Genomic DNA, 21,855 nt, shown 5'->3' with positions numbered 1-21,855 from the left:
GAATCATAATAAAGGAAAACGAATTTTCATGGAGGAAACGAAATGTCCACAAAACGTCAAGACAAGAAAATGAAAAATAACCCAACCTTCGGAGCATATGATGAACCTTTTAAGAGCGGCAGCGAATCCGACCTAAAACAAGGTTTGGCCATAACGCAGGAACAAATAAGAGATACATATACGGAGGGCACAATTGATGGGATGATGGAGGATGTTGACGGCAACAACATCCCGTTGAAGACTGAAAAAGAATAATAATGCCCTTCTTTCCTGATATTAAAAATTTAAGTGAAATGCCTGTACCCCCCGCAATCATCATGATGATTGCGGGGGAATTTCATGGCCAATTTTGTCTTGACAGCGTTTAAAAAAATATATCGGTATTACTTCCCCCAAAAAATCGAATGATCATTGGGCAATCAACCTTCTGCAAAGGGAAAATGTGCTTACGGCAGCATGAACAAATTGATGATCATAAACATTGCAAAACAAAAATATACGGCATTGCCCACTTCAATTAAACCGATTTTTAAAATCGGCATTTTTTTTCCGTAAAAATAAACAGCTCGAATAACACTCGGAATATAAGCTATTATAAAAACGGCATACTCGGTAGCGACCAAGCCGATCATTAAGAAAACATGAAAACCCCATGACAACCATTTATAGTTCGGATTGTTTTTTTCCCGAATCATTGTTTTGACATAAAAAGTGCTGCCCACAAAAAATAAAAAACAAAGCATTATGGTGATGAAGGCTTCTTTTGTTATTTCTCCGCTTACAATAAAAGAACTGGCAAGACCTCCAATGCAAAAAACAGCGATTGCTGCTAGATCATTGAAAAAAGCACGATCTTTTTTCTTTTTCCCATAATAAATATTTATTAAAAAAAACGGTGTCATCGCCATTCCGAAATATATTATTTCCCATCTATACATTAATGGAAAGAGCAGTATAACGGCAGCAGCGGCAAAATAAAGAGCAAACCACTTTATATAAAATGGCTTGTGCTTATTTTTCATAGCCATCAGTAACGGATATGTTGCTAAATATAAACATAACCAGCCGATAAATAATGGAATATGAATCCAAGAGAACCCTCCTATATAAGCCCCTAATAGAAATGGTATAACAAGCATTGCCCAGGCTCCATGCTGTTTTGGAATCACTAATTTCTTGACGGTTGCCATCATGTATCCACCTTTCATCAACAATTTCTTCTAAATTCCATTATAGTGAAAAAAACTAGCTACGTTGTGATTTGTTGCATACCTCTCCGTTTTGTCACAAAATAGCCACAACACTAAACGGGAAAGTGACACCTGTCACTATTGAAAAGAACGAGTTGCGGTATTATCTTTTTAACAATGAAATTGGGAGGGCAAAATAATGAAAACAATATTTACGGAAAATACGACAGTTGGAGAAATTGTCGCAATGCTTCCGAAAGCGAGCGATGTTTTTAAAAAAAATAAAATTGATTTTTGTTGCGGCGGTGATCGCTCTTTAAAAGAAGCAGCCGATAAACGGGGAGTGGCGATTGAGGAATTAATGAGTCAATTGCAGGATCTGTATGCTGCAACTGATGAAAAAACAGAGAAAAATTGGTTGACAGCAACATACTCAGAACTTATTGACCATATCATAAATAAACATCATCGTTATTTGTTGGAAGAACTGCCAAACCTTAGTCCCTATGTGACAAAAGTTATGCGAGTCCACGGCGGAAATCATCCACATCTAATAAAGGTTCATAAATTGTTTAATGAATTAAAAACGGAACTAGAACAACATTTATGGAAAGAAGAGTCTGAAGTATTTCCGCTTATTAGCCAGTTCGAGAAGCAGCCGACAAGCGAAAACGAACAAAAAATGAAAAAAATGATTGCCGATCTTACGAATGAACATGATAAAACAGGGGATATCATAAAAGAAATTAGGCGGATCACAAATGACTATACCCTTCCGAACGGGGCTTGCCGAACATATCAACTCGTTTACAATCGTTTAGAAGCTTTGGAATCAGACTTATTTGAACATATTCATTTGGAAAATAACGTATTATTTCCACGCATTCTTCAATAATTTCGGGTGGAAGAGGCGGCGATCCCCCGCCTCTTTCTTCACCATTTCAACATCACGGAAACGGACTGTTCAGACCTTGATCTAACCATTAAAACTTAAAACGTTTTATCAAGGACGAAGCTTAAGGCTATTGACAAGCAAAGTTACATGGCATGCCGTCGTAATAGAGTTTTTTCAGGGAATAGAAAGCTAAAAACGAAAAGCGCCTCGGTGTGTGCGTCATTTTCGCTGCTGTTGCTGAATAAGCGGCTTTCGATATGGTTTCTTTCTTTTTTGGAAGCGCTCTTTTTCTTGTTTTGAAATTCTGCTTGTTTGGCACAAAAGAAGAATAACTTAAACATCTTTCTTCTGATATAATAAGTATAATAAGTTATATCCAACTTTTTTCACAAAGGAAGTGAAGGGAAATTGGAGGAATTTGTAGGATTCTGTATAAGGTGCAGCAAACCTATTCATTGTCTAAACGGTTTTTTGAATGGGGCTATTGACGAAAAAAATGGGTCGTTGTTTTGTTTTTCATGCTTAGAAGAGAAGGAAAATTCGGATTTTTCCCATCCATCCCATTGAAAGCGCAAATAAATGGCATTTAGATTGCGCCTAGAGTGTACCAACAAGTCTGTTTTCTTTTATTTTCTTCACAAAGCCTTTTTTGACATTGGGGAAATGGCCAAAGCATCTCACTCGCTTTCAAATCATAGTGTGCCAGTTCTCCTTGATCCTCTCTTGAACGATCCGCCATCTAGATTCTGTACAAAGATGTGAGATCTCTGGCAGTCGTTTTTAAAAAACAAAATGATATGCAATTTCAAACAACGTTTAGAAATGTGTCCGAATAATATGTCTGATCGAGACCAAGCGGTTTTCTTTCAGAACTTGCTCCTAAACCGCCAATGAAGCAAAATATCACTGTATTAGAGTGAAAAACCCCTATCCTCACTAAATCCGGATAGGGGTGATCATTTTTTATGCTTCCGTTTCCAGCCAGCTATCAGCGACTTCTCCTGCCTCCTCTTTATCTATGTAAAAGGAACCGTTGCTGTATCGATCAGTCACCTTCACATTGGAAAGAGGCACTATTTCCCTGATGCCTTTCTCCGTTTCCAATACCAAATTCTCATTACCGTTGACGAGTAAGATGGCCGCTGTCCGATGCGGGTTTGTTTTCAGCTCTCTGTACAGCATTGATCCTCTTCTGGCTCGTTGTGTTCGTTCGATTTCCCCGATATTGATCATTTTCACAGCGCCTCTGTGCGTGACAATGGCGAGCTTTTGATCGTTAACATGTTTCTGAGCAAACACAAGTCCAGAAACGACTGCATCTCCTTCCTTTAATTGGATGCCTTTGACTCCTGCGGCACGGGAGCCGACAATATTCACTTCTTCTTCGTGAAATAAAAGACCGTATCCAAAACGGGTGGATAACAAAATCAATCCTGTTCCATCAGTTATATGAACCGCAACCACTTCATCGTCGTTTTTTAAATTGATCGCAACAAGCGGCTTGGAGTATCGCTGAGCTTTATATTGGCGAATTTCCGTTTTCTTCACCATGCCTTTTTTCGTAACAAACAAGAAAAATTTCTCGTCGTCAAAACTTTTTAAAGGAATGCCTTGTACAATCCGTTCATCTTGATCAATCGGAATGGTCCTTGAAATATGCTGTCCAATATCCTTCCAGCGAATATCCGGAAGCTCGTGAACAGGACAATATAAATAATTTCCTTTGTTTGTGAATAAGAGAAGAACATCTGTTGTGTTCATTTCATACTGACATAGCAGTCGATCCGAATCCTTCATGCCGAAATCTTTTCCGTTTGATGCTGTATACGACCGCAAGCTTGTACGTTTCACATAGCCGTCTTTTGTCACAGTAACAATTGTATCCTCGCTTGCGATGAGGGATTCCATATTGATAGTAATGGATTCAATTTCCGCCTCAATCTTCGTCCGCCGCTCATCGGCAAATGTTTTTTTCAATTGTTTTAATTCGGATTGAATGACTTTGGAAAGCTTTTTTTCATTCTCCAAAATGCTTGTTAACCCCTTGATTTTTTTCTCAAGCTCTTCTTCTTCCGCTTTCAACGCTGTAATATCAGTGTTTGTCAGACGGTACAGCTGCAACGAGACAATCGCCTCTGCCTGCGGCTCAGTAAATGCAAATTCACTGATTAAATTATCTTTCGCATCCCGTTTATCTTTTGAAGCACGAATAACAGCGATCACTTCATCCAAGATGGATAGAGCTTTGATTAATCCCTTTACGACATGCTCCCTTTCTTGAGCTTTTTGGAGCTCAAAAGTCGATCGGTTAATCACGACTTCCTTTCGGTGTTCGATGTAAGCATCCAACAATTCAGGCAGGCTTAATAATTTCGGATGCCGACGGTGAATTGCAACCATATTAAAGTTATATGGAACTTGCAAATCTGTGTTTTTATATAAGTAATTTAAAACTCCTTCAGCATCGGCATCTTTTTTCAGTTCGATGACGATGCGAAGACCTGTCCGGTCCGTTTCATCGCGCACCTCGGCGATTCCGTCCACTTTTCTTTCGTACTTAAGGTCATCTATTTTTTTAACTAAATTTGCTTTATTGACCTCATACGGAATTTCTGTAATGACAATTTGCTCTTTTCCGCCTCGGATTTTTTCAATTTCCGCTTTGCCGCGAACAACAATTTTTCCTTTTCCTGTTTTATATGCTTTTTTAATCTCGTCGATTCCTTGAATGATTCCTCCAGTCGGGAAATCAGGGCCTTTTAACACTTCCATTAATTCCTCAACTGTGCAATCCGGATGATTCATTCGCATAATCACAGCATCAATAACTTCGCCGAGATTATGCGGAGGAATATCAGTTGCATAGCCGGCTGAAATCCCTGTTGAACCATTGACAAGCAAGTTTGGGAACATCGCGGGGAGAACGACGGGTTCTTTCGTTGTATCATCAAAATTCGGTACAAACTCGACTGTATTTTTCTCAATATCTTTTAAAAGCTCGGAAGCAAGTTTGGACAGCCGTGCTTCCGTATAACGCATGGCGGCAGGAGGATCGCCGTCAAGGCTTCCGTTGTTTCCGTGCATTTCCACTAAAACATTGCGAACCTTCCACTCCTGGCTCATCCGAACCATCGCTTCATATACAGAAGAATCTCCATGCGGATGGAAGTTCCCGATAACATTCCCGACTGTTTTGGCCGCTTTTCGAAATCCTTTATCATGCGTATTTCCGTCCATCAGCATCGCGTATAAAATTCTCCGCTGCACCGGCTTCAGCCCGTCGCGAACATCCGGAAGCGCGCGGTCTTGAATAATGTATTTGCTGTACCGTCCAAAACGGTCGCCCAGCACATCTTCAAGGGGTAAATCGACATAACGTTGTTGAGCTTCCATGCTGCTCCTCCTCTAGCACATTGTTTTAAATTTCGAACATGTTGTCATTTTCGTCAATACCAAAAGACACATTTTTTTCGATCCATTGTCGACGCGGTTCAACCTTGTCACCCATTAAGGTTGTCACTCTTCTTTCCGCTCTTGCTGCATCATCAATCCGGACGCGGATGAGAGTGCGTGTTTCAGGATTCATCGTCGTCTCCCATAGCTGCGGCGCATTCATTTCTCCAAGCCCTTTGTATCGTTGGATTGTGTAGCCTTTGCCGACCTTCTTAATGGCAGCGGACAGCTCCTTCTCATTCCATGCGTATTCAATGACTTCGGATTTGCCGCTGCCTTTGCTTACTTTATATAAAGGCGGAAGCGCAATATAGACTTTCCCTGCCTGAATGAGCGGCTTCATATATCGATAGAAGAAAGTCAATAAAAGCACTTGGATGTGGGCGCCATCCGTATCAGCATCCGTCATAATGATCACTTTGTCGTAGTTGCAATCTTCAATGTTAAAATCAGCACCGACGCCAGCTCCGATTGCATGAATAATTGTATTGATTTCTTCGTTTTTAAAAATATCCTGCAGCTTCGCCTTCTCCGTATTGATCACTTTTCCGCGCAGAGGCAGAACAGCCTGAAATCTTCTATCCCGACCTTGTTTCGCTGATCCTCCCGCAGAATCCCCCTCCACAAGAAACAATTCATTTTTCTTTGGATTCCGTGATTGAGCAGGCGTAAGCTTTCCGCTTAAAGACATTTCAGATTTTTTTCGTTTTTTTCCTGATCTTGCTTCTTCGCGCGCTTTTCTTGCCGCCTCTCTTGCTTCTTGCGCTTTTATCGCCTTTTTAATCAGGAGGGTGCTGATCTCCGCATTCTCTTCTAAAAAATAAGATAATTTTTCCGAAATGACTGTGTCAACAGCAGATCTCGCCTCTGTTGTACCGAGTTTTCCTTTCGTTTGTCCTTCAAACTGCAAAAGTCCTTCAGGGATTCGGACGGAGATAATTGCCGATAGCCCTTCACGAATATCTGTTCCTTCCAAGTTTTTGTCTTTCTCTTTTAATAAACCGGTCTTTCGTGCGTATTCATTAAACACTCTTGTCATGGCAGTTTTGGCGCCCGCTTCATGTGTGCCGCCGTCTTTTGTTCTCACATGGTTGACAAACGACAAAATGTTTTCGCTGTAGCCGTCATTAAATTGGAAAGAAAATTCGACTTCAATTCCTTGCTGCTCACCTTCGAAAAAGACAACAGGATGAAGAGTTTCTTTTCCTTCATTTAAATATGCGACAAATGATTCGATCCCATTTTCATAACAATAAGATTCTTGAACATTGTTCCGTTCATCAATCAAATCAATTGTTAATCCTTTTAGGAGGAATGCAGACTCCCGCAATCGTTCACTCAATATGTCAAATTGAAAAGTCGTAGTGCTGAAGATGAGAGGATCTGGTTTAAAATGGACTGTCGTACCGGTTTCTTTTGTTTCTCCTATCTTTTCTAATGTCGTAACGGGTTTCCCGCCCTTTTCGAACCTTTGCTTGTAAATAAATCCGTCCCGTTTAATCGTCACTTCAAGCCACTCAGATAAAGCATTGACGACTGAAGCGCCTACTCCGTGCAAGCCGCCGCTTGTTTTGTAACCGCCTTGCCCGAATTTTCCTCCTGCATGAAGCACGGTTAAAATTACTTCCGGAGTCGGCTTACCAAGCTTATGCATGCCAGTCGGCATTCCTCTTCCTTTATCAGCAACAGAAATGCTTTCATCTTTATGTATTTTGACAATGATATGGTCTCCGAAGCCTGCTAATGCTTCATCTACAGAATTGTCAACAATTTCATATACAAGATGATGCAATCCTCTAGCATCCGTGCTGCCGATATACATCCCCGGCCGCTTCCTTACTGCTTCCAATCCTTCCAATACTTGAATCGCATCGTCATTGTATTCCATTATCTTTGCTTTTCCCACAAACAAATAACTCCTTTCAAAAAACAAGAACAGATGTTTGTAAACTGTATTTTACATGGTTTCCCTGCGTTTGGCAATCTTACACGGCAACGTATATTATTGTATTACTCAAATGTCGTATGTTTCAAACCTTTCTTCAAAAAAAGAACCCATCAAGATGATGGGGGAAACATTTGTTATTTTGTTAACGCATGCGCCACTTTTATACACATATCCATGATAACGGGATAACCTTTTTCTTTTAATAATTGATAAGCTTCCTCGTTAACGCAGCCTAATTGAGCCCAAAAAACATCGGCATCAATTTCTAAAAATTCTTTCGCAACATCTAATAAATGCTCGGAACGTCTAAAAACGTTTACAATATCCACATGTCCTTCAATTTCTTTTAAGGATGAGACCGCTTTGACACCCAAGGCTTCATCGATCATCGGATTGACAGGAATAATCTCATACCCCGCATTTTGCATCGCTTGTGAAACTTGGTAAGATTCTCTTTCAGGATTGTTGGACAAGCCGACAACAGCGATTCGTTTGCTTTTTTTTAAAATATCACGGATTTCGTCTAGACTTGGATTTTGCATGAAAATTTGTTCACTCCTTCCAATGTTTCTTTTATTATAACTGTAAAAGCGTCGAACACCAAAGTTTTAAAACGGCTTTTATCAACAAAATATAGTCCTGATCGAATCAATTGTGTACAATAATAATAGAATCATGAATATAAAGGAGTTTCATTATGTCTTTTCTATTAATCTTAGTCCTTATCTTAGCTTATTTAATTGGTTCCATCCCCTTTGGACTTATCGTTGGCAAAATTGGATACGGTATTGATATTCGCGAACATGGAAGCGGAAATTTAGGTGCAACCAACACTTTTCGAGTGCTTGGAAAAAAAGCCGGGCTGTTTGTTACGGTTGCAGACATTTTAAAAGGTACTCTCGCAGCAAGCCTCCCCGTATTGCTTAGTGGTGACCTACACCAAGCATGGACGCTCATTGCAGGAATGGTGGCTGCTGTAGGACATATGTATCCAATTTTCGCAGGCTTTCGGGGCGGAAAAGCCGTGGCGACAAGCGGAGGGGTGCTGCTTTTTTATAGCCCATTACTCTTTTTATCCATGCTTGCTGTATTTTTTCTTGTTTTATATGTATCAAAATATGTTTCTTTATCCTCTATGGTTACAGCACTGTATACGTTAGTTTATACTATTTTTACCGGTGATGCGGCTTTAATGATCATTGTCGCGATCCTCGCAACCTTTGTTTTCTATCGGCACAGAGCCAATATTAAAAGGATCTTAAATAAAACAGAGCCAAAAGTGAAATGGCTGTAAAATAGAAAGGAGCGGGAACTCATCTTCTCGCTCCTTGTTTTAATTGTGATAGTTTGATAAACACATCCATCAACGTTTTATAGCCTGATTCAACAAACATTTTTACATATTCACACCAGATCGCGGCTGTCATTTTTGCATCTTCTAAGGCGTGATGACGCTTTTGGACCGGGATGGAAAAAAACCGGCAGCATTCATCTAAACTTACGGCAATTTGTTCTCGCTGAACGAGCTGGAACAGCATGGCTGTATCCACAATCCGATGTTTAAATGGAATGCGGAAATGCTCCTTATTAGCTTCTGTAAGAAAATTTTTTTCATGATTGGCATGATGGGCGACAAGCGTCCGATTTTCTGCAAATTGATAAAAACGAATCAATACTTCCGATATAGGGGGAGCAGCTCTTACGTCTTCTTCAACAATTCCTGTCAATTTTTTTACATCAACGGGAATTTCCCCTTCATACTGAACAAAAGAGTAAAATGTATGCTTTTCTTCAATCTGCATGCCGTGAACTTTAACTGCTCCAATCGAAAGAATTTGATCCCCTTTTTCCGGAAAAAAACCTGTTGTTTCCAAATCAAGCACAACAACGTCCAGCTCCTTAAGAGGAGTTGACAAGCTTTCCTCCCGCTTTAAGTCTTGTTCCATTTTCCGCAAAAACGCTGCATGCTGAAGATTTGTTTCAAGACCTGTAAATGCTGAAGATTGCATTTTCCCCTGAAATTGCTTCATCAAGTGAAAAAAAGATGGAAGTTTCATGGATTAACGCCCTTTTCAATGATGGATTTCGTTTCATTCATCAATTTTTTTCCGCCTAAAATGATTTTTTTTAGCCTTCCTTTTTCTTCTTTTGATAAATCCTTTAAAGAGAGGTAATGAACTTCATCATATGTGTTCGCTTTTAATGAATTTTTAAAATGAATCGTTACTAATTCTTGAAAATATGTGTGATATGGAGATAATACATGACGAAAATACTCCTGCTTCATCAGAAGCTGAAACCTCGACAGCGTAGACGTATCCAACAATCGTTCTTTGATCGCCAATAAGCGGACAGAATTAATGTAAGGCAATAACCCGGCCTGTTTTAAATCAATAGCGCCTGAATGAGGGCCGTATGTTTCAGGAAGCAGCTGATGAAAAATACCCACCCCTTTTTTGACATGCATTGTGTTGTTTAACAATCGACCGAGAAAATCAGGATTATATTGAATATATTGGAAAATTTGGTTTTTCAGTCGATGAATCGATTCGGATTGTCCGATGATCATACGCGCATCAAAAAAGATTAATAAATAGCGGATAGAATCAAATGTTTCATCCTGCAGCCATTTATTGATCTGATTGCTCCAGCTTTGTTCCGATCGGCACCATAAAGAAGTTGAACACATGACATTTCCTTCGCAGTAAGGATAACCGATGACGTTCAAGCCGAATGAAACTTCTTTTCCAAGCAGCAAAAAGTAGTCGAGAGCTTCTTTCTCATTGGAATGAAAAATGAGTCCGTGGTCTTGATCGCTTATTTTCGCCTGCTCGCCTCTTCCGCCGCTTCCGACTAAAAACCAAGTAAATTCACAAGGCGCAGGGCCGTATTTCTTTTTTACAATCTCGAAAGAAAGATGGAAGGATTGTTTCATAACCTGATCGTGTATACTGTTTAATTCCGTCACTGTTTTCGCTTTTTGCAAATGACTGTTGCGCCATTCCTTCAATTGTTTGTAAGGATTCCCCATGTGTATAAAAATCCCCTTTTTTATAAATAAGCGTACAGATGATACATCATCCATACGCTCTTGCGGTTAGCTTCCAAGCTTTTGTTCATTGGATTCAAATGCTTCCGGATACCCATAAACTCCGTGCTCGCTTAAGTCCAAACCGATCATTTCTTCTTCTTCTGTCACCCGCAAGCCATTGAGCAATTTTTTCATCACAGCTAAGATGACGAATGAAACAACAAAGGCGTATAAACCTGAAGTAAACACTCCCAATGCTTGAATGCCGAGCTGAGTAAGGCCTCCGCCGTAAAACAATCCAGGGTTACCAATAGTTGCTAATTCAGGGGTTGCAAAAAATCCAGTTGATAAAGTGCCCCAAACACCAGCTACTCCGTGAACAGACAAACAATAAATCGGATCATCAATTTTAACTTTATCAAAAAACTTCATACTAAAATATACGAGAATTCCAGCTATTAGCCCGATTACGACAGCAGCCCATGTGTCGACAAATGCACAAGATGCGGTAATGGCGACCAATCCTGCAAGCGCTCCGTTTAACATTGTCGGTATATCAGCTTTTCCGCCAGCGATCCATGAAATGATCAAGGCGCTTACGGCTCCTGCTCCGGCAGCTAAATTCGTGTTCAAAGCAACAAATCCAAAAAATCCATCCTCAACTGTAATCGTGCTTCCTGCATTGAAACCGAACCAACCAACCCATAAAATAAGTACGCCTAGAGCTGTATAAACTTGGTTATGTCCATAAATATTATTAACAGAACCATCTTTGTTATATTTACCGATCCGAGGTTTCAACAAGATCGTTGCAGCCAAAGCTGCCATTGCACCTGTCAAATGAACAACGGTAGAACCTGCAAAATCTTGTTTTCCATGTTCTGACAGCCATCCTCCGCCCCAAATCCAATGAGCAACAACTGGATAAACAAGTGCGGTAAACAATACAGAAAAAATTAAATAAACTGAAAGTTTCGCCCGTTCCGCAAATCCAGCAAAAGCAATGGCTAGAGAAACTCCGGCAAAGGCTAACTGGAATACAAAAAAGACGGATGTTGAAAGAGATAATCCATCTATTTCATATCCTGAATAAAAAAAGTCAGACATTCCTACAAAAAAGTTGCCGTTCTTCCCAAAAATAAATCCATAGCCGACTGCCCAGAAAACAATGGAGGCAATTCCGAATGTAAAAACAGTTTTTCCGGCAATATGTCCGGCATTTTTCATTCGTGTAGAACCCGCTTCGAGCAATATAAATCCTGCTTGCATAAAGATGACCAAAATAGCTCCCAGCATCACCCATAAACTGTTCATTAACGTTAATGAGTCCATAGCACAACCTCCCATGTAATTATTTCTTCTTAATCATGTTATAAAAAATAACATAAGAAGTATATCTCTATTTTTACACCTGTTTTATTTTAATGTCAATTCATTTTCCATAATTTTTCGAAAAAGTATGTTAGAAAATCTAACATAAAAACAAAATTAGACAATAGTTTATTTTTTCCGACAAAACGTTTATGATAATAAAAACAGTATTTAAGGAGGGTTTTATGAGAAAGGTTTTCTTAATATTCGCAATTATTTGTTTGATGCTTTTTTCAGGATGCGACAGCAAAGGTCAGGCAAATGAGCAAAACACGGTCAAAAAAGAAAATGTGGATGATTCGCCACAATCTATACAAGCTGCTCCCAAAAAAGTGGAGCCGACCGAATCGCTCGTCACTGTTTCTGCAATAGGTGATGTTCTCATACATAGCCAGCTTTTTAAAGATGCGAGGACCGGGAGCGAATCATACAATTTTAAGCCAATGTTTGCAACAGTAAAACCTTTGCTCTCGAAAAGCGACTTAGCCATCGCCAACCAAGAATCGATCATTGGGGGAACAGAACTTGGAATCTCCAGTTATCCGTTGTTTAATAGCCCATTCGAAGTGGCAGATGCGCTAAAAGATGCTGGCATTGATATCGTCTCAACGGCAAACAATCATAGTTTAGATAAAGGAGAAAAAGGTATTTTAAATGCGATTCAGCATTATGAACAAATCGGGCTACCGTATGTAGGGAGCTTTAAAAACGAAGCGGACGCCAATACATGGAGAATTCAACAGGTCAACGGGGTGAAAATCGGCTTTCTTTCGTATACATATGGGACAAACGGTATTCCAGTTCCGAAAAATAAACCCTATTTAGTAAACCTTATTGATGAAGAAAAAATGAAAAGGGATTTAGACACACTAAATGGACAAGTTGATGTAACTATTGTTAACATGCACTGGGGAGAAGAATATCAATCCTTTCCAAGCGACGCTCAAAAACAGTGGGCGCAGCTGCTAGTCGATCATGGTGCAGACATTATCATCGGTCACCATCCTCATGTATTGCAGCCGATCGAATGGCTGGAAGGAAAAAATGGAAACAAGAGTATCGTTGTGTATTCGTTAGGCAACTTCTTGTCTGGCCAAAAGGGAGATGGAAAAGACATCGGAGGGATTTTTTCGATTGATGTAATTAAGCGGACTGATGCTAACGGTACGACACTGACTTTGAAAAATCCGCGTTTACTCCCTACCTACGTTACCAAAAATAAAAATCATCATTACTATGTTGAATTGCTGGACCGCATCGACAAAAACGCCTATGAAAAAGTGATGAAGCATATGCATCAATGGTTGGAAACGAAAGAAGTGACGAACTCTATCCAGTAGAGTTTATTCATGGAAAGAAAGCTTTTCATGTAATATAATGTAAACAGGAAGCTGATATTAGGAGTGACAAAAATGAAACTGAATATTACCGATGATGCAGCAAAATGGTACAAGGAAGAATTGGAGTTAAACGAGGGAGATGCAGTCCGCTTCTTTGTCCGATATGGCGGATGCGGTCATGTGCAAAGCGGATTTTCCCTTGGAATTGCAAAAGAAGCACCAAATCAAATCGGAATAAAAGCCGAAAAACTAGGGGTCACATTTTATGTTGAACATGATGATTTATGGTATTTCGACAATCATGACGTGACCATTCAATTGGATGAAAAAATTCATGAACCTGTTGTTCGTCTTATAAATTAGCAAATCGATTGAAAGCATGCTATAGGTCGAAAAACAAGTCTTTGTCAAAGAGCTGTTCTAGTAGCCGAAGCATGCTATAGTCAGTAAAAGAAACCCAACCGCAAATTTAATTTGCCGATTGGGTTTCTTGTTTCATCTCATCATTTTTTACTCAAATCTGACTTCCACATGATGCCCGTCAAATCTTTTATTTTTTCAGCAATTTAAATCTTCTTAAATGATCGGTTAGCTGATATTTTTGCAGGATTTCTACTTGTTTTTCCCCCAGCAGGTCAAAATGCGGAAAATCTTTATGATGATGAATCCACTCCATTTTCAAACCGTTTTCGTTTCCCCATTCTATTAAATGCTTTATATTGCTGCATCCGACCTTTGTTACAGAATGATAATCCGGAAACCGTTCATCATACCAATAATGCGTTAAAAAGGCGATTTCCCCTTTCCGCACTTTTTTCTTCCACTCAGCAAGCTCCTCTTTCTTGATTCCAAAGGCCAATCTTTATCTCTCCTCTTTCATCGCTTTTACATATGCTTCGTGCCATTCAGGATATAATTTCTTAAATACAACTGGGCGAAACGTTTCTTTTTTTACGCAAACATGGCTGGAAAAACCTTTTGCTGCCAATTCGCCATGAGAATTAAAAATTTCGTATCCATATACTGTTTTAATTCCGTTATATTTCTCAATCCACGTATGTATTATTGCCTTTTCACCGTATGTAATCGGTTTTTTATATTCGATTTGAATATCCACGACAGGGGAAATTATTCCGTCTTTCTCCATCGCTGCATACGAAAAGCCAAGATCTTGGATCAGCTTCGTCCGTCCAACTTCCATCCATATAATATAATTGGCATGGTACACGACACCCATTTGATCGGTTTCCGCATAACGAACTTCTATTTCTTTTGATGAAACAAACATAAGCTTCTCTCCCTTGCAAAAAATGAAATCGATCGAAAAAGCCTGCATCAGCGTCTGTGATACAGGCTTTCTATTTTAGGCCTTTTCAACTTTCTTACTTAAATTTTTTTGCGGAGTCTGTTTTTTATTCAAGCCGGTCCAACAAAGTTTGTCCCATTGTTGGCCGTTCATCAAATGAATTTAGAAGACAAAAATTTTCAATGAACAATTTTATTATAACATTTCCATTTGCAATCGAAAACTAAAATGGAATTATCAACCTAAATTGAAAGCTAGGAGTTTCGTTCACGGGCTTCATCTTTAATTTCTTGTCGCATCGCCTCAATGCTTTCTTCTCTGCGGCGATTTTTTGCCTCAATCTGTTCACGCTCTCTGTCGTTGGCAAACTCTAATGTTTCTTCTGCTCTTTCGATGTTTTCAATCGTATTTTGTACCATTTCCTGCAATTTTTCAACATTGTCGGAACGGTCATCACGATTTGTTCGATTTTGCATCAAATATTCTCCTTTCTGGGAAAAATTGTTTTATCGCCATTTCAAATATAGTTTGTGCATTTGATGTTAAATTATGAAACGAACCTGTTTCCTCAATGAAAAGGAGAAAAATGATGGAACCATAATTATATTATGTAAATTAAAAGGCGGTGGACATATGTCCTACTCGCCTTTTGTCTGAATCACTTGAGGATGCTCATTCGTCTTATTTTGCATTTTTTTCCCTTTGTTTCCACCGAATCCTCTCGGTTTTGTTCCGATATGATTCGGATTAAAATGAGACTGGATATCATTTGAATTTGTCATCAAACAATCGCCTCCTGCTTTTATTGTTTACCAATAAAGCAGAAAACATGCTGTCAAACACGACTGTTTGCTATCAGCTCGATTTTTCCAATTGCCGTTTTTCCAGCCTTTTTTCAAGTCTTTCTTCAATTTCATTCAATGCTTCACGGTCTTTTAGCAAGTTTTGCTTATTTTCCAACACAAGCTGTTTAAACGAAATTTTCGTTTTTTTCATTTTTTATCCCTCACTTCTTTTCTTTGTTACTTTTATTGTACAAAATATTCCGACACTTTCCCGTTGAAAATTTGAATGTTTAATGACAATATAACCAATAATGCAAAATTTCATACGTTTCAAAAAAACTCTTCTTTTGCAAAAAGAAAAAATCGGCAAAGTCAGCCGATTCTTTTTGATTCCCGAAAGGAAATCAGCGTCTTTTTATTTCAGGTTTAGTTTTTCTTTTATCGTTTTTTCATTTAATTCTCCCACTACTTTATCTTGTATGACTCCATTTTCATCAAGAAAAAATGACGTCGGATATGTAAGAATTTTATATCCACTGTTCATTTTATTTTTTGGATCAAGTAATATCGGAAACGTAAATCCAGCCTGTTGAACAAAATTTTCAACATCTTTTGCACTTTTCTCACTGGCAGTAAAGTTAACCGCGACAATCGTTACTTCATCTTGATGCTTTTCATATATTTTTTGCATGATCGGCATTTCTTTTTTACATGGTGGACACCAAGTGGCCCAAAAGTTTAAAAGTACTTTTTTTCCATAAAAATCGGAAAGCGATTTCTTTTCTCCATCCAAAGTCGTCACTTCAAAATTCGGAGCTTTGTTTCCTATTTCTAAACCGACTGTTTCCTTCTGGGAATTGATCCATTGCCATACTGCAATCGCTGCTAATACGATTAATAAAAAAACAGCAAGCTTTTGTTTCATAAACCATAACACCTCTGATTCAATACGATAGCATTTCGAAATGATGCCCAATTTCATCATATATTATTTTTGTGAAAAAAACAGTATTTCATATCAATTGTCTAATTTTAGCCAAAAAATAACGGGAACTATGAACAGTTCCCGCTTTTTTTCAATTATTATCCTTTTAATCTTTCTCTTAATACCATTTGTAAAATTCCGCCATGTCGGTAGTAATCAATTTCAACTTCACTGTCAAAGCGAACTAATACTTCAAACTCTTTTTTGTTTCCGTTCTCATCAGTTGCCGTTACTTTGATGTAATCGCGCGGTTTTACCGATTCATCAATGTGAACATCCAATACTTCTTTACCGGTTAAACCAAGTGTTTCCGCATTTTCGCCTTCTTTAAACTGAAGCGGAAGAACACCCATAAGAACAAGATTAGAACGGTGAATACGTTCGAAGCTTTCAGCGATAACCGTTTTGATTCCCAATAAGTTCGTTCCTTTAGCAGCCCAGTCGCGAGAGCTTCCCATTCCGTAATCTTTTCCTGCCAGTACAACAAGTCCTGTTCCGTCCTGTTTATATTTCATGCAAGCGTCATAAATAGACATTACTTCGCCTGTCGGCCAGTACGTTGTATATCCGCCTTCAGTTCCTGGTGCAATTTGGTTGCGAATGCGGATGTTTGCAAACGTACCTCTCATCATTACTTCGTGGTTTCCGCGTCTTGAACCGTAAGAGTTGAAATCTCTTGGCGATACACCTTTAGACAGCAAGTATTGGCCTGCAGGAGTATCTTTGCCAATCGCACCTGCTGGAGAAATGTGGTCTGTTGTGACAGAATCACCGAATTTTCCAACAACGCGAAGCCCTTTCAACGGTTCTACTTTACCAGGCTCAGGAGACAATCCTTCAAAGAATGGCGGATTTTGGATATAAGTAGACTCTTCGTCCCATTGATATAATGGCTCATCTGTTGTTTCAATGGCATTCCAGCGTTCGTTATCATCAAATACACGTTCATATTCTTTACGGAATAATTCTGGTGTAACAGTTTGTTTCACAACTTCATTAATTTCTTCCATTGAAGGCCAAATATCTTTAAAGTAAACATCGCTTCCGTTTTGATCCTTTCCGATTGGATCATTCAGTAAATCAATGTCAACAGTCCCTGCTAATGCATAAGCAACAACTAGAGGCGGTGAAGCTAAATAGTTACCTTTCACGAGCGGATGAATACGGCCTTCAAAGTTCCGGTTTCCGGAAAGAACAGATGTGACGAGCAAATCATTTTCAGCGATCGCTTTTTCAATTTCATCTGCAAGCGGTCCAGAGTTCCCGATACAAGTTGTACATCCGTAACCGACGAGGTTAAACCCTAATTTTTCAAGATAAGGCATTAAGCCAGAATTTTGAAGATAACCGGTTACAACTTTTGAACCAGGTGCCAATGATGTTTTTACATATTTCGGAACAGTCAATCCTTTTTCAACAGCTTTTTTTGCAACGAGACCAGCGCCTACTAAAACATATGGGTTTGACGTATTCGTACAGCTTGTAATCGCCGCAATAACGACTGCACCCGTTTTCATTGTTGTTTTTTCACCATTCGCAAATTCAACCGTTACTTCCTTATTAAGTTCTTCCGGCTGCAAGCCAAATCCTTGGTTTCCTTGCGGAGCTGTAAGAGCTCTATGAAATTCTTCTTTCATTTTTGAAAGAGGAATTAAATCTTGAGGACGCTTCGGACCGGAAAGATTTGCTTCAATTTGAGAAAGATCGATTTCAACTACATCCGTAAAAATAGGATCCTCTGCTTCAGGCGTGAAGAATAAACCGTTTTCTTTACAATATGTTTCCACTACTTTTACATGCTCTTCATCGCGACCAGTTAAACGCAAATATTCAAGCGATTCATTATCAACAGGGAAAAATCCGCATGTTGCTCCGTATTCAGGCGCCATATTCGCAATAGTAGCACGGTCAGCAAGCGGAAGCTTTGCAACACCAGGGCCGAAAAACTCCACAAATTTTCCTACCACGCCTTTTTGACGCAGTACTTGAGTTACTTTAAGGGCTAAATCTGTTGCTGTTGTTCCGTTAGGCAGCTCGCCAACAAGTCTTACTCCGATGACTTCAGGTACAGGGAAATAGGAAGGCTGTCCAAGCATTCCAGCTTCAGCTTCGATTCCGCCGACACCCCAACCTAAAACACCGAGTCCGTTAATCATGGTTGTATGGGAGTCTGTTCCAACTAACGTATCAGGATATGTTTCGTATTCTCCATTTTCACCTTCAACCGCATGGACAACGCTTGCTAAATATTCCAAGTTTACTTGGTGGACAATACCTGTTGCTGGCGGAACAGCACGGTAGTTGTCAAATGCTTTTTGAGCCCAATTTAAAAATTTATATCTTTCAGCATTTCGTTCGAATTCAAGATTCATGTTATATTGCAGCGCATCATCTGTTCCGGCACGATCCACTTGAACAGAATGGTCGATAACAAGATCAACAGGCTTTTCCGGATTGATTTTTTGTGGATCTCCGCCCATGTCAGCCATCGCTTTTCTTAATGAAGCTAAATCAACGACAGCAGGAACGCCGGTGAAGTCTTGCAAAATGACACGAGATGGTTTAAATGGAACATCCAAATTTTTAATTTCATCTGTTCCCCATTTCGCAAGGTTTTCAACATGTTCTTTTGTAATAACTCGTCCATCCACTTGGCGCAGGACTGATTCCAAAAGAACTTTGATTGAATAAGGCAAACGGGAAACTTGACCAATTCCTGCATCTTCTAGCGCTTTTAATGAATAGTAGTTGTACGTTTTTCCGTTAATTGAAAAGCTTTTTCTTGCACGGAAAACGTCATTTTTCTCTAACTGTTGCTGTGACATGTCATTTTATCCCCCTTTAAACGTAATTTCGACAAAAATGCCGAATATCTCCCCACTTTAAACATCACACATTTAAATCTTAATATACTTTTTATGATAAGTAAATATCAATGATGTTATCAATTATTATAAGAAATGCTTATTTCACTAAAAAATTTAAATATTTTCAGTATAATTTTTCTTGCTAATGAAAACGTTCGTATAAGAGAAAAAATAGTGAAAAACTACGGAAGCTCCGCCGCTTTCAAGTCTCATCCAAATTCACTTCCTGCACAATTCGATCTAAATCGCGCTTGTACTGTTCTAAATGCTTTCTCTGCGTTTCCGATGCAACTTCCAATGCATTTTGAATTTGTTCATACGCCTCATTAATTTCCTGGCGAAGATGCTTTAGCTGATGTCCATAATCAGAACTGTTTTTCGTTAGATTGACATGTACTTTATGAACTTCCACCATTCCTTGTTGCACTGCATCAAATGCTTGTTTTTTATTTTTATGGTACGGCAAATATAGCACTCCTTTCGTTTTTTTATCTTCTATAGTGTTTTTTTCAAGAAATCAATTTATTCTAAAATGAATGAATGATTTCAAAATCATTCAAACTAAACGACGAAAGATAACAATGCTATTCTTTACTATTAAATATTAAGGAGCGATGTATATGGCAAAAGATCAAGTACAAAATGATCAAAAACAAAACGTTCAAAATCGGAAGGGACAGCCAGAGCCGTTATCTGGATCGAAAAAAATAAAAAATCGAAATCATAGCCGCCAAAAACATAACTCGGAGCATGATTTATAAAAAAATGGGGATGTTTAATTGAAATGTCCCCAAGTAGACAGCGGAAATAATAAAAATGCTTTAAGCGGCTTGAGCTCTACATTCTAATGGGCTTAAGCCGTTTAATTTTTTTGATAACGTTCGTTATTATAAAACTGAATATTCCTTAATGGTCTGTTGTAACGCTTCAAACGTTTCATATCCCTCTTTCACATTATAAGGTTCGCCAAAAAGATTCCATTGGGCCGTTATCAATGCAACGTCCAACTCTTGTCATACTATGGCTTTTAAGCATATCATAAGTCTTTCTTCAGCTTATAGACGTCCCCTTTCATCTTATAGAAATGTTGAAATGATGTTTATGTTTTCAATGAGAATTTGACTTTCTGGACAGCCGCAGTTTTGAATTTATACACGTCTTTTCTACATATTATGTCTTGCGGAAATCCTTCGTTTATGGTTTTTCTTTAACGACGAATTTTTAAGTTATATCTATTTTTCATTTAGAACAATGTTTTTGTTAATAATAAAAAGTTGATGACAAATGATTGAAATGAAAGTGGAATCTATCATAAAATATAGTAAGGTGAAAATGGAAGCTTTTTTTCAGCAAATGACAGATATTGATAATATAAAATTTTTAAGTCTGGAGGCTGTCATGAACGGGCGTTTATATGAAATGTTAATTTATCCTTCCAAATCAGGCGATATTAAAATCAGTATTTACCGTGATGCAGTTGAATACCAAGTTTTCGCGGAAATTAATGACTGCTTTTCTGTCGGCCGTCATAAAAAGAAATTAGAAGCTGTGAGACGTGCTGTAAAAGAATTGATAGATGCATATGAGTCGATTAATCCTTAACGGTTTTCATCAACTTCGCCGAAGTGCACGAATTAATGGAAATGTTAAGGCGATGGGGGTGATTTCATGCTTGAAGGCTGGTTTTTATGGTTTATTCTCATATGGGTTGTGTTTCTTATAACTATGTTATCGATTGGCGGCTTCTTCATGTTTCGCAAATTTTTGAAACGGCTGCCGAAAGAAGACGGAAAATCTGAACTTGATTGGGAAGAGTATTATATTCAACAGACTCGGCATTTATGGTCAGAGGAACAAAAGGCGTTGTTAGAAGAATTGGTTGCACCGGTTCCAGAGCTTTTCCGCGATGTTGCCAGACAAAAAATCGCAGCAAAAATCGGTCAACTGGCATTAGAAGAAAAAGCTCCATCTATTACGCAAGATTTAGTCATTCGAGGCTATATTATCGCAACTCCAAAACGGGACCATAAATTTTTAATTAAAAGACTAAAAGAAAAAAATATCGACTATTCCAAATATGAAGCACTCTTTTAAACAAAAACATAAGCCTTTCGGGGATTTGTCCCGAAAGGCTTATTTATATAGAATAAACGGTAACCTGCTTTAAACAGCCGGCAGCTATATGTATTTTTTACGTTCCGTTCAGTTGATTTTTCAGTTTTTTATACGAAATGAACATCGCAATTCTCCAAGGCACAATCATTCCAAAAGCCAGCAGCCAGAACATACCGCTTAATTCGCCAACATCGATAGACGCGCTTAAATAAGATTTTAGCAGAATTCGTACAACTAACAGACCAATCAAAATGTAAACAAAAGCTTTTGACCTTTTTAAATAGATTTCTTCTCCCCGAACTTCAAAAGTAGAGGTTTTTATTAAAAAAATCGAAAAAATCAGCCCGACTGTCAACGCCTCTAAAATTTCCATCGGCGTTATGCGGAATTGCGGAAATAAATACATAAGGGCTCCAGTGCTCATAAAGATCGGAGGCAAAATAATTTTTTTCGCTGTCGCCGGCTTTTTAGCAGCCTTTGTTCTGATCATAATTACGACAATGCCCATTAATACAGCCGTAATAGAAGACCAAATGACCATGCAGAACCATCCTTTTATTTTCAGCTTC

General features: G+C 38.7%; 24 protein-coding genes. 8 read left to right on the top strand and 16 right to left on the bottom strand.

Features of this window, described 5'->3' with window-relative positions; all coding sequences use genetic code 11:
* Positions 1-42 precede the first annotated feature (42 nt).
* A complete protein-coding gene (locus NSQ94_RS09395) occupies positions 43-255 on the top strand; it encodes a YozQ family protein (protein WP_242009325.1) in 213 nt (70 codons plus the stop codon).
* A 191-nt stretch (positions 256-446) separates the two neighbouring features.
* Here NSQ94_RS09395 and NSQ94_RS09390 read toward each other — a convergent pair whose 3' ends face one another.
* Positions 447-1,190: a YwiC-like family protein gene (locus NSQ94_RS09390; RefSeq protein ID WP_339230725.1), complete on the bottom strand. Its 744-nt coding sequence runs from the start codon at positions 1,188-1,190 to the stop codon at positions 447-449.
* 199 nt (positions 1,191-1,389) lie between these two features.
* On the opposite strand from NSQ94_RS09390, the gene ric reads away from it, so the two are divergent.
* Positions 1,390-2,085 carry an iron-sulfur cluster repair di-iron protein gene (gene ric, locus NSQ94_RS09385; protein WP_094245864.1) on the top strand — a complete coding sequence of 232 codons (696 nt, stop codon included), beginning with the start codon at positions 1,390-1,392 and terminating at the stop codon, positions 2,083-2,085.
* A gap of 963 nt (positions 2,086-3,048) precedes the next feature.
* Here the strand turns inward: ric and parC are convergent.
* From parC to NSQ94_RS09370, 3 genes are all read right to left on the bottom strand, one after another.
* On the bottom strand, positions 3,049-5,478 hold the full coding sequence (gene parC / locus NSQ94_RS09380) for a DNA topoisomerase IV subunit A (protein ID WP_339230647.1): 2,430 nt from the start codon (positions 5,476-5,478) through the stop codon (positions 3,049-3,051).
* 25 nt (positions 5,479-5,503) lie between these two features.
* Positions 5,504-7,426: a DNA topoisomerase IV subunit B gene (parE, locus tag NSQ94_RS09375; protein ID WP_094246508.1), complete on the bottom strand. Its 1,923-nt coding sequence runs from the start codon at positions 7,424-7,426 to the stop codon at positions 5,504-5,506.
* A 194-nt stretch (positions 7,427-7,620) separates the two neighbouring features.
* Positions 7,621-8,028, bottom strand: coding sequence for a CoA-binding protein (locus NSQ94_RS09370; protein ID WP_063387680.1), 408 nt, complete (start codon positions 8,026-8,028; stop codon positions 7,621-7,623).
* Positions 8,029-8,183: 155 nt separating this feature from the next.
* Here NSQ94_RS09370 and plsY point away from each other — a divergent pair, with 155 nt between their 5' ends.
* The gene (gene plsY / locus NSQ94_RS09365) at positions 8,184-8,780 is read left to right on the top strand and encodes a glycerol-3-phosphate 1-O-acyltransferase PlsY (RefSeq protein ID WP_311066126.1); all 597 of its coding nucleotides are present in this window, start codon (positions 8,184-8,186) and stop codon (positions 8,778-8,780) included.
* A gap of 19 nt (positions 8,781-8,799) precedes the next feature.
* Here plsY and NSQ94_RS09360 read toward each other — a convergent pair whose 3' ends face one another.
* The 3 genes from NSQ94_RS09360 to NSQ94_RS09350 all read right to left on the bottom strand — a co-directional run bounded on the left by NSQ94_RS09360 (position 8,800) and on the right by NSQ94_RS09350 (position 11,849).
* On the bottom strand, positions 8,800-9,543 hold the full coding sequence (locus NSQ94_RS09360; protein WP_311066127.1) for an exonuclease domain-containing protein: 744 nt from the start codon (positions 9,541-9,543) through the stop codon (positions 8,800-8,802).
* Complete coding sequence (locus tag NSQ94_RS09355) at positions 9,540-10,517, bottom strand: DUF294 nucleotidyltransferase-like domain-containing protein (protein ID WP_311066128.1); 978 nt, start codon at positions 10,515-10,517, stop codon at positions 9,540-9,542. The genes NSQ94_RS09360 and NSQ94_RS09355 overlap by 4 nt, the downstream gene beginning before the upstream one ends.
* Positions 10,518-10,583: 66 nt before the next feature.
* Positions 10,584-11,849: an ammonium transporter gene (locus NSQ94_RS09350; RefSeq protein WP_311066129.1), complete on the bottom strand. Its 1,266-nt coding sequence runs from the start codon at positions 11,847-11,849 to the stop codon at positions 10,584-10,586.
* Positions 11,850-12,073: 224 nt separating this feature from the next.
* On the opposite strand from NSQ94_RS09350, the gene NSQ94_RS09345 reads away from it, so the two are divergent.
* Complete coding sequence (locus NSQ94_RS09345) at positions 12,074-13,228, top strand: CapA family protein (protein WP_327848194.1); 1,155 nt, start codon at positions 12,074-12,076, stop codon at positions 13,226-13,228.
* A 72-nt stretch (positions 13,229-13,300) separates the two neighbouring features.
* Positions 13,301-13,591 carry a HesB/YadR/YfhF family protein gene (locus NSQ94_RS09340; RefSeq protein WP_063387686.1) on the top strand — a complete coding sequence of 97 codons (291 nt, stop codon included), beginning with the start codon at positions 13,301-13,303 and terminating at the stop codon, positions 13,589-13,591.
* A 187-nt stretch (positions 13,592-13,778) separates the two neighbouring features.
* On the opposite strand, the gene NSQ94_RS09335 is transcribed toward NSQ94_RS09340, so the two are convergent.
* The 8 genes from NSQ94_RS09335 to NSQ94_RS09300 form a co-directional block, all read right to left on the bottom strand.
* On the bottom strand, positions 13,779-14,087 hold the full coding sequence (locus NSQ94_RS09335) for a hypothetical protein (RefSeq protein WP_066248556.1): 309 nt from the start codon (positions 14,085-14,087) through the stop codon (positions 13,779-13,781).
* A gap of 3 nt (positions 14,088-14,090) precedes the next feature.
* Entirely contained in the window at positions 14,091-14,516 is a 426-nt protein-coding gene (locus NSQ94_RS09330; RefSeq protein WP_063387688.1) for a thioesterase family protein, read from the bottom strand.
* Positions 14,517-14,788: 272 nt separating this feature from the next.
* Positions 14,789-15,010, bottom strand: a complete 222-nt coding sequence (gene tlp, locus NSQ94_RS09325; protein WP_063387689.1) for a small acid-soluble spore protein Tlp — start codon at positions 15,008-15,010, stop codon at positions 14,789-14,791.
* 162 nt (positions 15,011-15,172) lie between these two features.
* Positions 15,173-15,316 (bottom strand): acid-soluble spore protein N, encoded by a 144-nt coding sequence (locus tag NSQ94_RS09320; protein WP_063387690.1) that lies wholly within the window; start codon positions 15,314-15,316, stop codon positions 15,173-15,175.
* A gap of 73 nt (positions 15,317-15,389) precedes the next feature.
* The gene (locus NSQ94_RS09315; protein WP_082829475.1) at positions 15,390-15,530 is read right to left on the bottom strand and encodes an FbpB family small basic protein; all 141 of its coding nucleotides are present in this window, start codon (positions 15,528-15,530) and stop codon (positions 15,390-15,392) included.
* Positions 15,531-15,734: 204 nt separating this feature from the next.
* On the bottom strand, positions 15,735-16,244 hold the full coding sequence (locus NSQ94_RS09310; RefSeq protein WP_066248554.1) for a redoxin domain-containing protein: 510 nt from the start codon (positions 16,242-16,244) through the stop codon (positions 15,735-15,737).
* 158 nt (positions 16,245-16,402) lie between these two features.
* On the bottom strand, positions 16,403-19,129 hold the full coding sequence (acnA, locus tag NSQ94_RS09305; RefSeq protein WP_063387692.1) for an aconitate hydratase AcnA: 2,727 nt from the start codon (positions 19,127-19,129) through the stop codon (positions 16,403-16,405).
* Between the two features lie 244 nt (positions 19,130-19,373).
* Positions 19,374-19,637, bottom strand: a complete 264-nt coding sequence (locus NSQ94_RS09300; RefSeq protein WP_063387693.1) for a hypothetical protein — start codon at positions 19,635-19,637, stop codon at positions 19,374-19,376.
* A 154-nt stretch (positions 19,638-19,791) separates the two neighbouring features.
* Between NSQ94_RS09300 and NSQ94_RS09295 the strand changes: the two genes are divergently transcribed.
* The 3 genes from NSQ94_RS09295 to NSQ94_RS09285 all read left to right on the top strand — a co-directional run bounded on the left by NSQ94_RS09295 (position 19,792) and on the right by NSQ94_RS09285 (position 21,265).
* Positions 19,792-19,932, top strand: coding sequence for a small acid-soluble spore protein P (locus NSQ94_RS09295; protein ID WP_063387694.1), 141 nt, complete (start codon positions 19,792-19,794; stop codon positions 19,930-19,932).
* Between the two features lie 523 nt (positions 19,933-20,455).
* On the top strand, positions 20,456-20,773 hold the full coding sequence (locus NSQ94_RS09290) for a hypothetical protein (RefSeq protein WP_063387695.1): 318 nt from the start codon (positions 20,456-20,458) through the stop codon (positions 20,771-20,773).
* Between the two features lie 66 nt (positions 20,774-20,839).
* Positions 20,840-21,265, top strand: a complete 426-nt coding sequence (locus NSQ94_RS09285) for a DUF2621 domain-containing protein (RefSeq protein WP_063387696.1) — start codon at positions 20,840-20,842, stop codon at positions 21,263-21,265.
* A 97-nt stretch (positions 21,266-21,362) separates the two neighbouring features.
* Here NSQ94_RS09285 and NSQ94_RS09280 read toward each other — a convergent pair whose 3' ends face one another.
* Positions 21,363-21,827 carry a CcdC protein domain-containing protein gene (locus NSQ94_RS09280; RefSeq protein ID WP_063387697.1) on the bottom strand — a complete coding sequence of 155 codons (465 nt, stop codon included), beginning with the start codon at positions 21,825-21,827 and terminating at the stop codon, positions 21,363-21,365.
* Positions 21,828-21,855 lie beyond the last annotated feature (28 nt).

It is taken from the genome of Aeribacillus sp. FSL K6-2833 (genome assembly GCF_037965815.1).
Lineage (GTDB): Bacteria > Bacillota > Bacilli > Bacillales > Aeribacillaceae > Aeribacillus > Aeribacillus composti.
Note: the sequence above shows the minus strand (reverse complement) of the source record. Positions and strands in the feature narration are given on the sequence as shown.

Bases quoted from the DNA above. Each gene is read 5' to 3' on its own strand.
- NSQ94_RS09395 (WP_242009325.1), top strand. From the start codon at position 43: ATGTCCACAAAACGTCAAGACAAGAAAATGAAAAATAACCCAACCTTC.
- NSQ94_RS09390 (WP_339230725.1), bottom strand. From the start codon at position 1,190: ATGGCAACCGTCAAGAAATTAGTGATTCCAAAACAGCATGGAGCCTGG.
- ric (WP_094245864.1), top strand. From the start codon at position 1,390: ATGAAAACAATATTTACGGAAAATACGACAGTTGGAGAAATTGTCGCA.
- parC (WP_339230647.1), bottom strand. From the start codon at position 5,478: ATGGAAGCTCAACAACGTTATGTCGATTTACCCCTTGAAGATGTGCTG.
- parE (WP_094246508.1), bottom strand. From the start codon at position 7,426: ATGGAATACAATGACGATGCGATTCAAGTATTGGAAGGATTGGAAGCA.
- NSQ94_RS09370 (WP_063387680.1), bottom strand. From the start codon at position 8,028: ATGCAAAATCCAAGTCTAGACGAAATCCGTGATATTTTAAAAAAAAGC.
- plsY (WP_311066126.1), top strand. From the start codon at position 8,184: ATGTCTTTTCTATTAATCTTAGTCCTTATCTTAGCTTATTTAATTGGT.
- NSQ94_RS09360 (WP_311066127.1), bottom strand. From the start codon at position 9,543: ATGAAACTTCCATCTTTTTTTCACTTGATGAAGCAATTTCAGGGGAAA.
- NSQ94_RS09355 (WP_311066128.1), bottom strand. From the start codon at position 10,517: ATGGGGAATCCTTACAAACAATTGAAGGAATGGCGCAACAGTCATTTG.
- NSQ94_RS09350 (WP_311066129.1), bottom strand. From the start codon at position 11,849: ATGGACTCATTAACGTTAATGAACAGTTTATGGGTGATGCTGGGAGCT.
- NSQ94_RS09345 (WP_327848194.1), top strand. From the start codon at position 12,074: ATGAGAAAGGTTTTCTTAATATTCGCAATTATTTGTTTGATGCTTTTT.
- NSQ94_RS09340 (WP_063387686.1), top strand. From the start codon at position 13,301: ATGAAACTGAATATTACCGATGATGCAGCAAAATGGTACAAGGAAGAA.
- NSQ94_RS09330 (WP_063387688.1), bottom strand. From the start codon at position 14,516: ATGTTTGTTTCATCAAAAGAAATAGAAGTTCGTTATGCGGAAACCGAT.
- tlp (WP_063387689.1), bottom strand. From the start codon at position 15,010: ATGCAAAATCGAACAAATCGTGATGACCGTTCCGACAATGTTGAAAAA.
- NSQ94_RS09320 (WP_063387690.1), bottom strand. From the start codon at position 15,316: ATGACAAATTCAAATGATATCCAGTCTCATTTTAATCCGAATCATATC.
- NSQ94_RS09315 (WP_082829475.1), bottom strand. From the start codon at position 15,530: ATGAAAAAAACGAAAATTTCGTTTAAACAGCTTGTGTTGGAAAATAAG.
- NSQ94_RS09310 (WP_066248554.1), bottom strand. From the start codon at position 16,244: ATGAAACAAAAGCTTGCTGTTTTTTTATTAATCGTATTAGCAGCGATT.
- acnA (WP_063387692.1), bottom strand. From the start codon at position 19,129: ATGTCACAGCAACAGTTAGAGAAAAATGACGTTTTCCGTGCAAGAAAA.
- NSQ94_RS09295 (WP_063387694.1), top strand. From the start codon at position 19,792: ATGGCAAAAGATCAAGTACAAAATGATCAAAAACAAAACGTTCAAAAT.
- NSQ94_RS09290 (WP_063387695.1), top strand. From the start codon at position 20,456: ATGATTGAAATGAAAGTGGAATCTATCATAAAATATAGTAAGGTGAAA.
- NSQ94_RS09285 (WP_063387696.1), top strand. From the start codon at position 20,840: ATGCTTGAAGGCTGGTTTTTATGGTTTATTCTCATATGGGTTGTGTTT.
- NSQ94_RS09280 (WP_063387697.1), bottom strand. From the start codon at position 21,827: ATGGTCATTTGGTCTTCTATTACGGCTGTATTAATGGGCATTGTCGTA.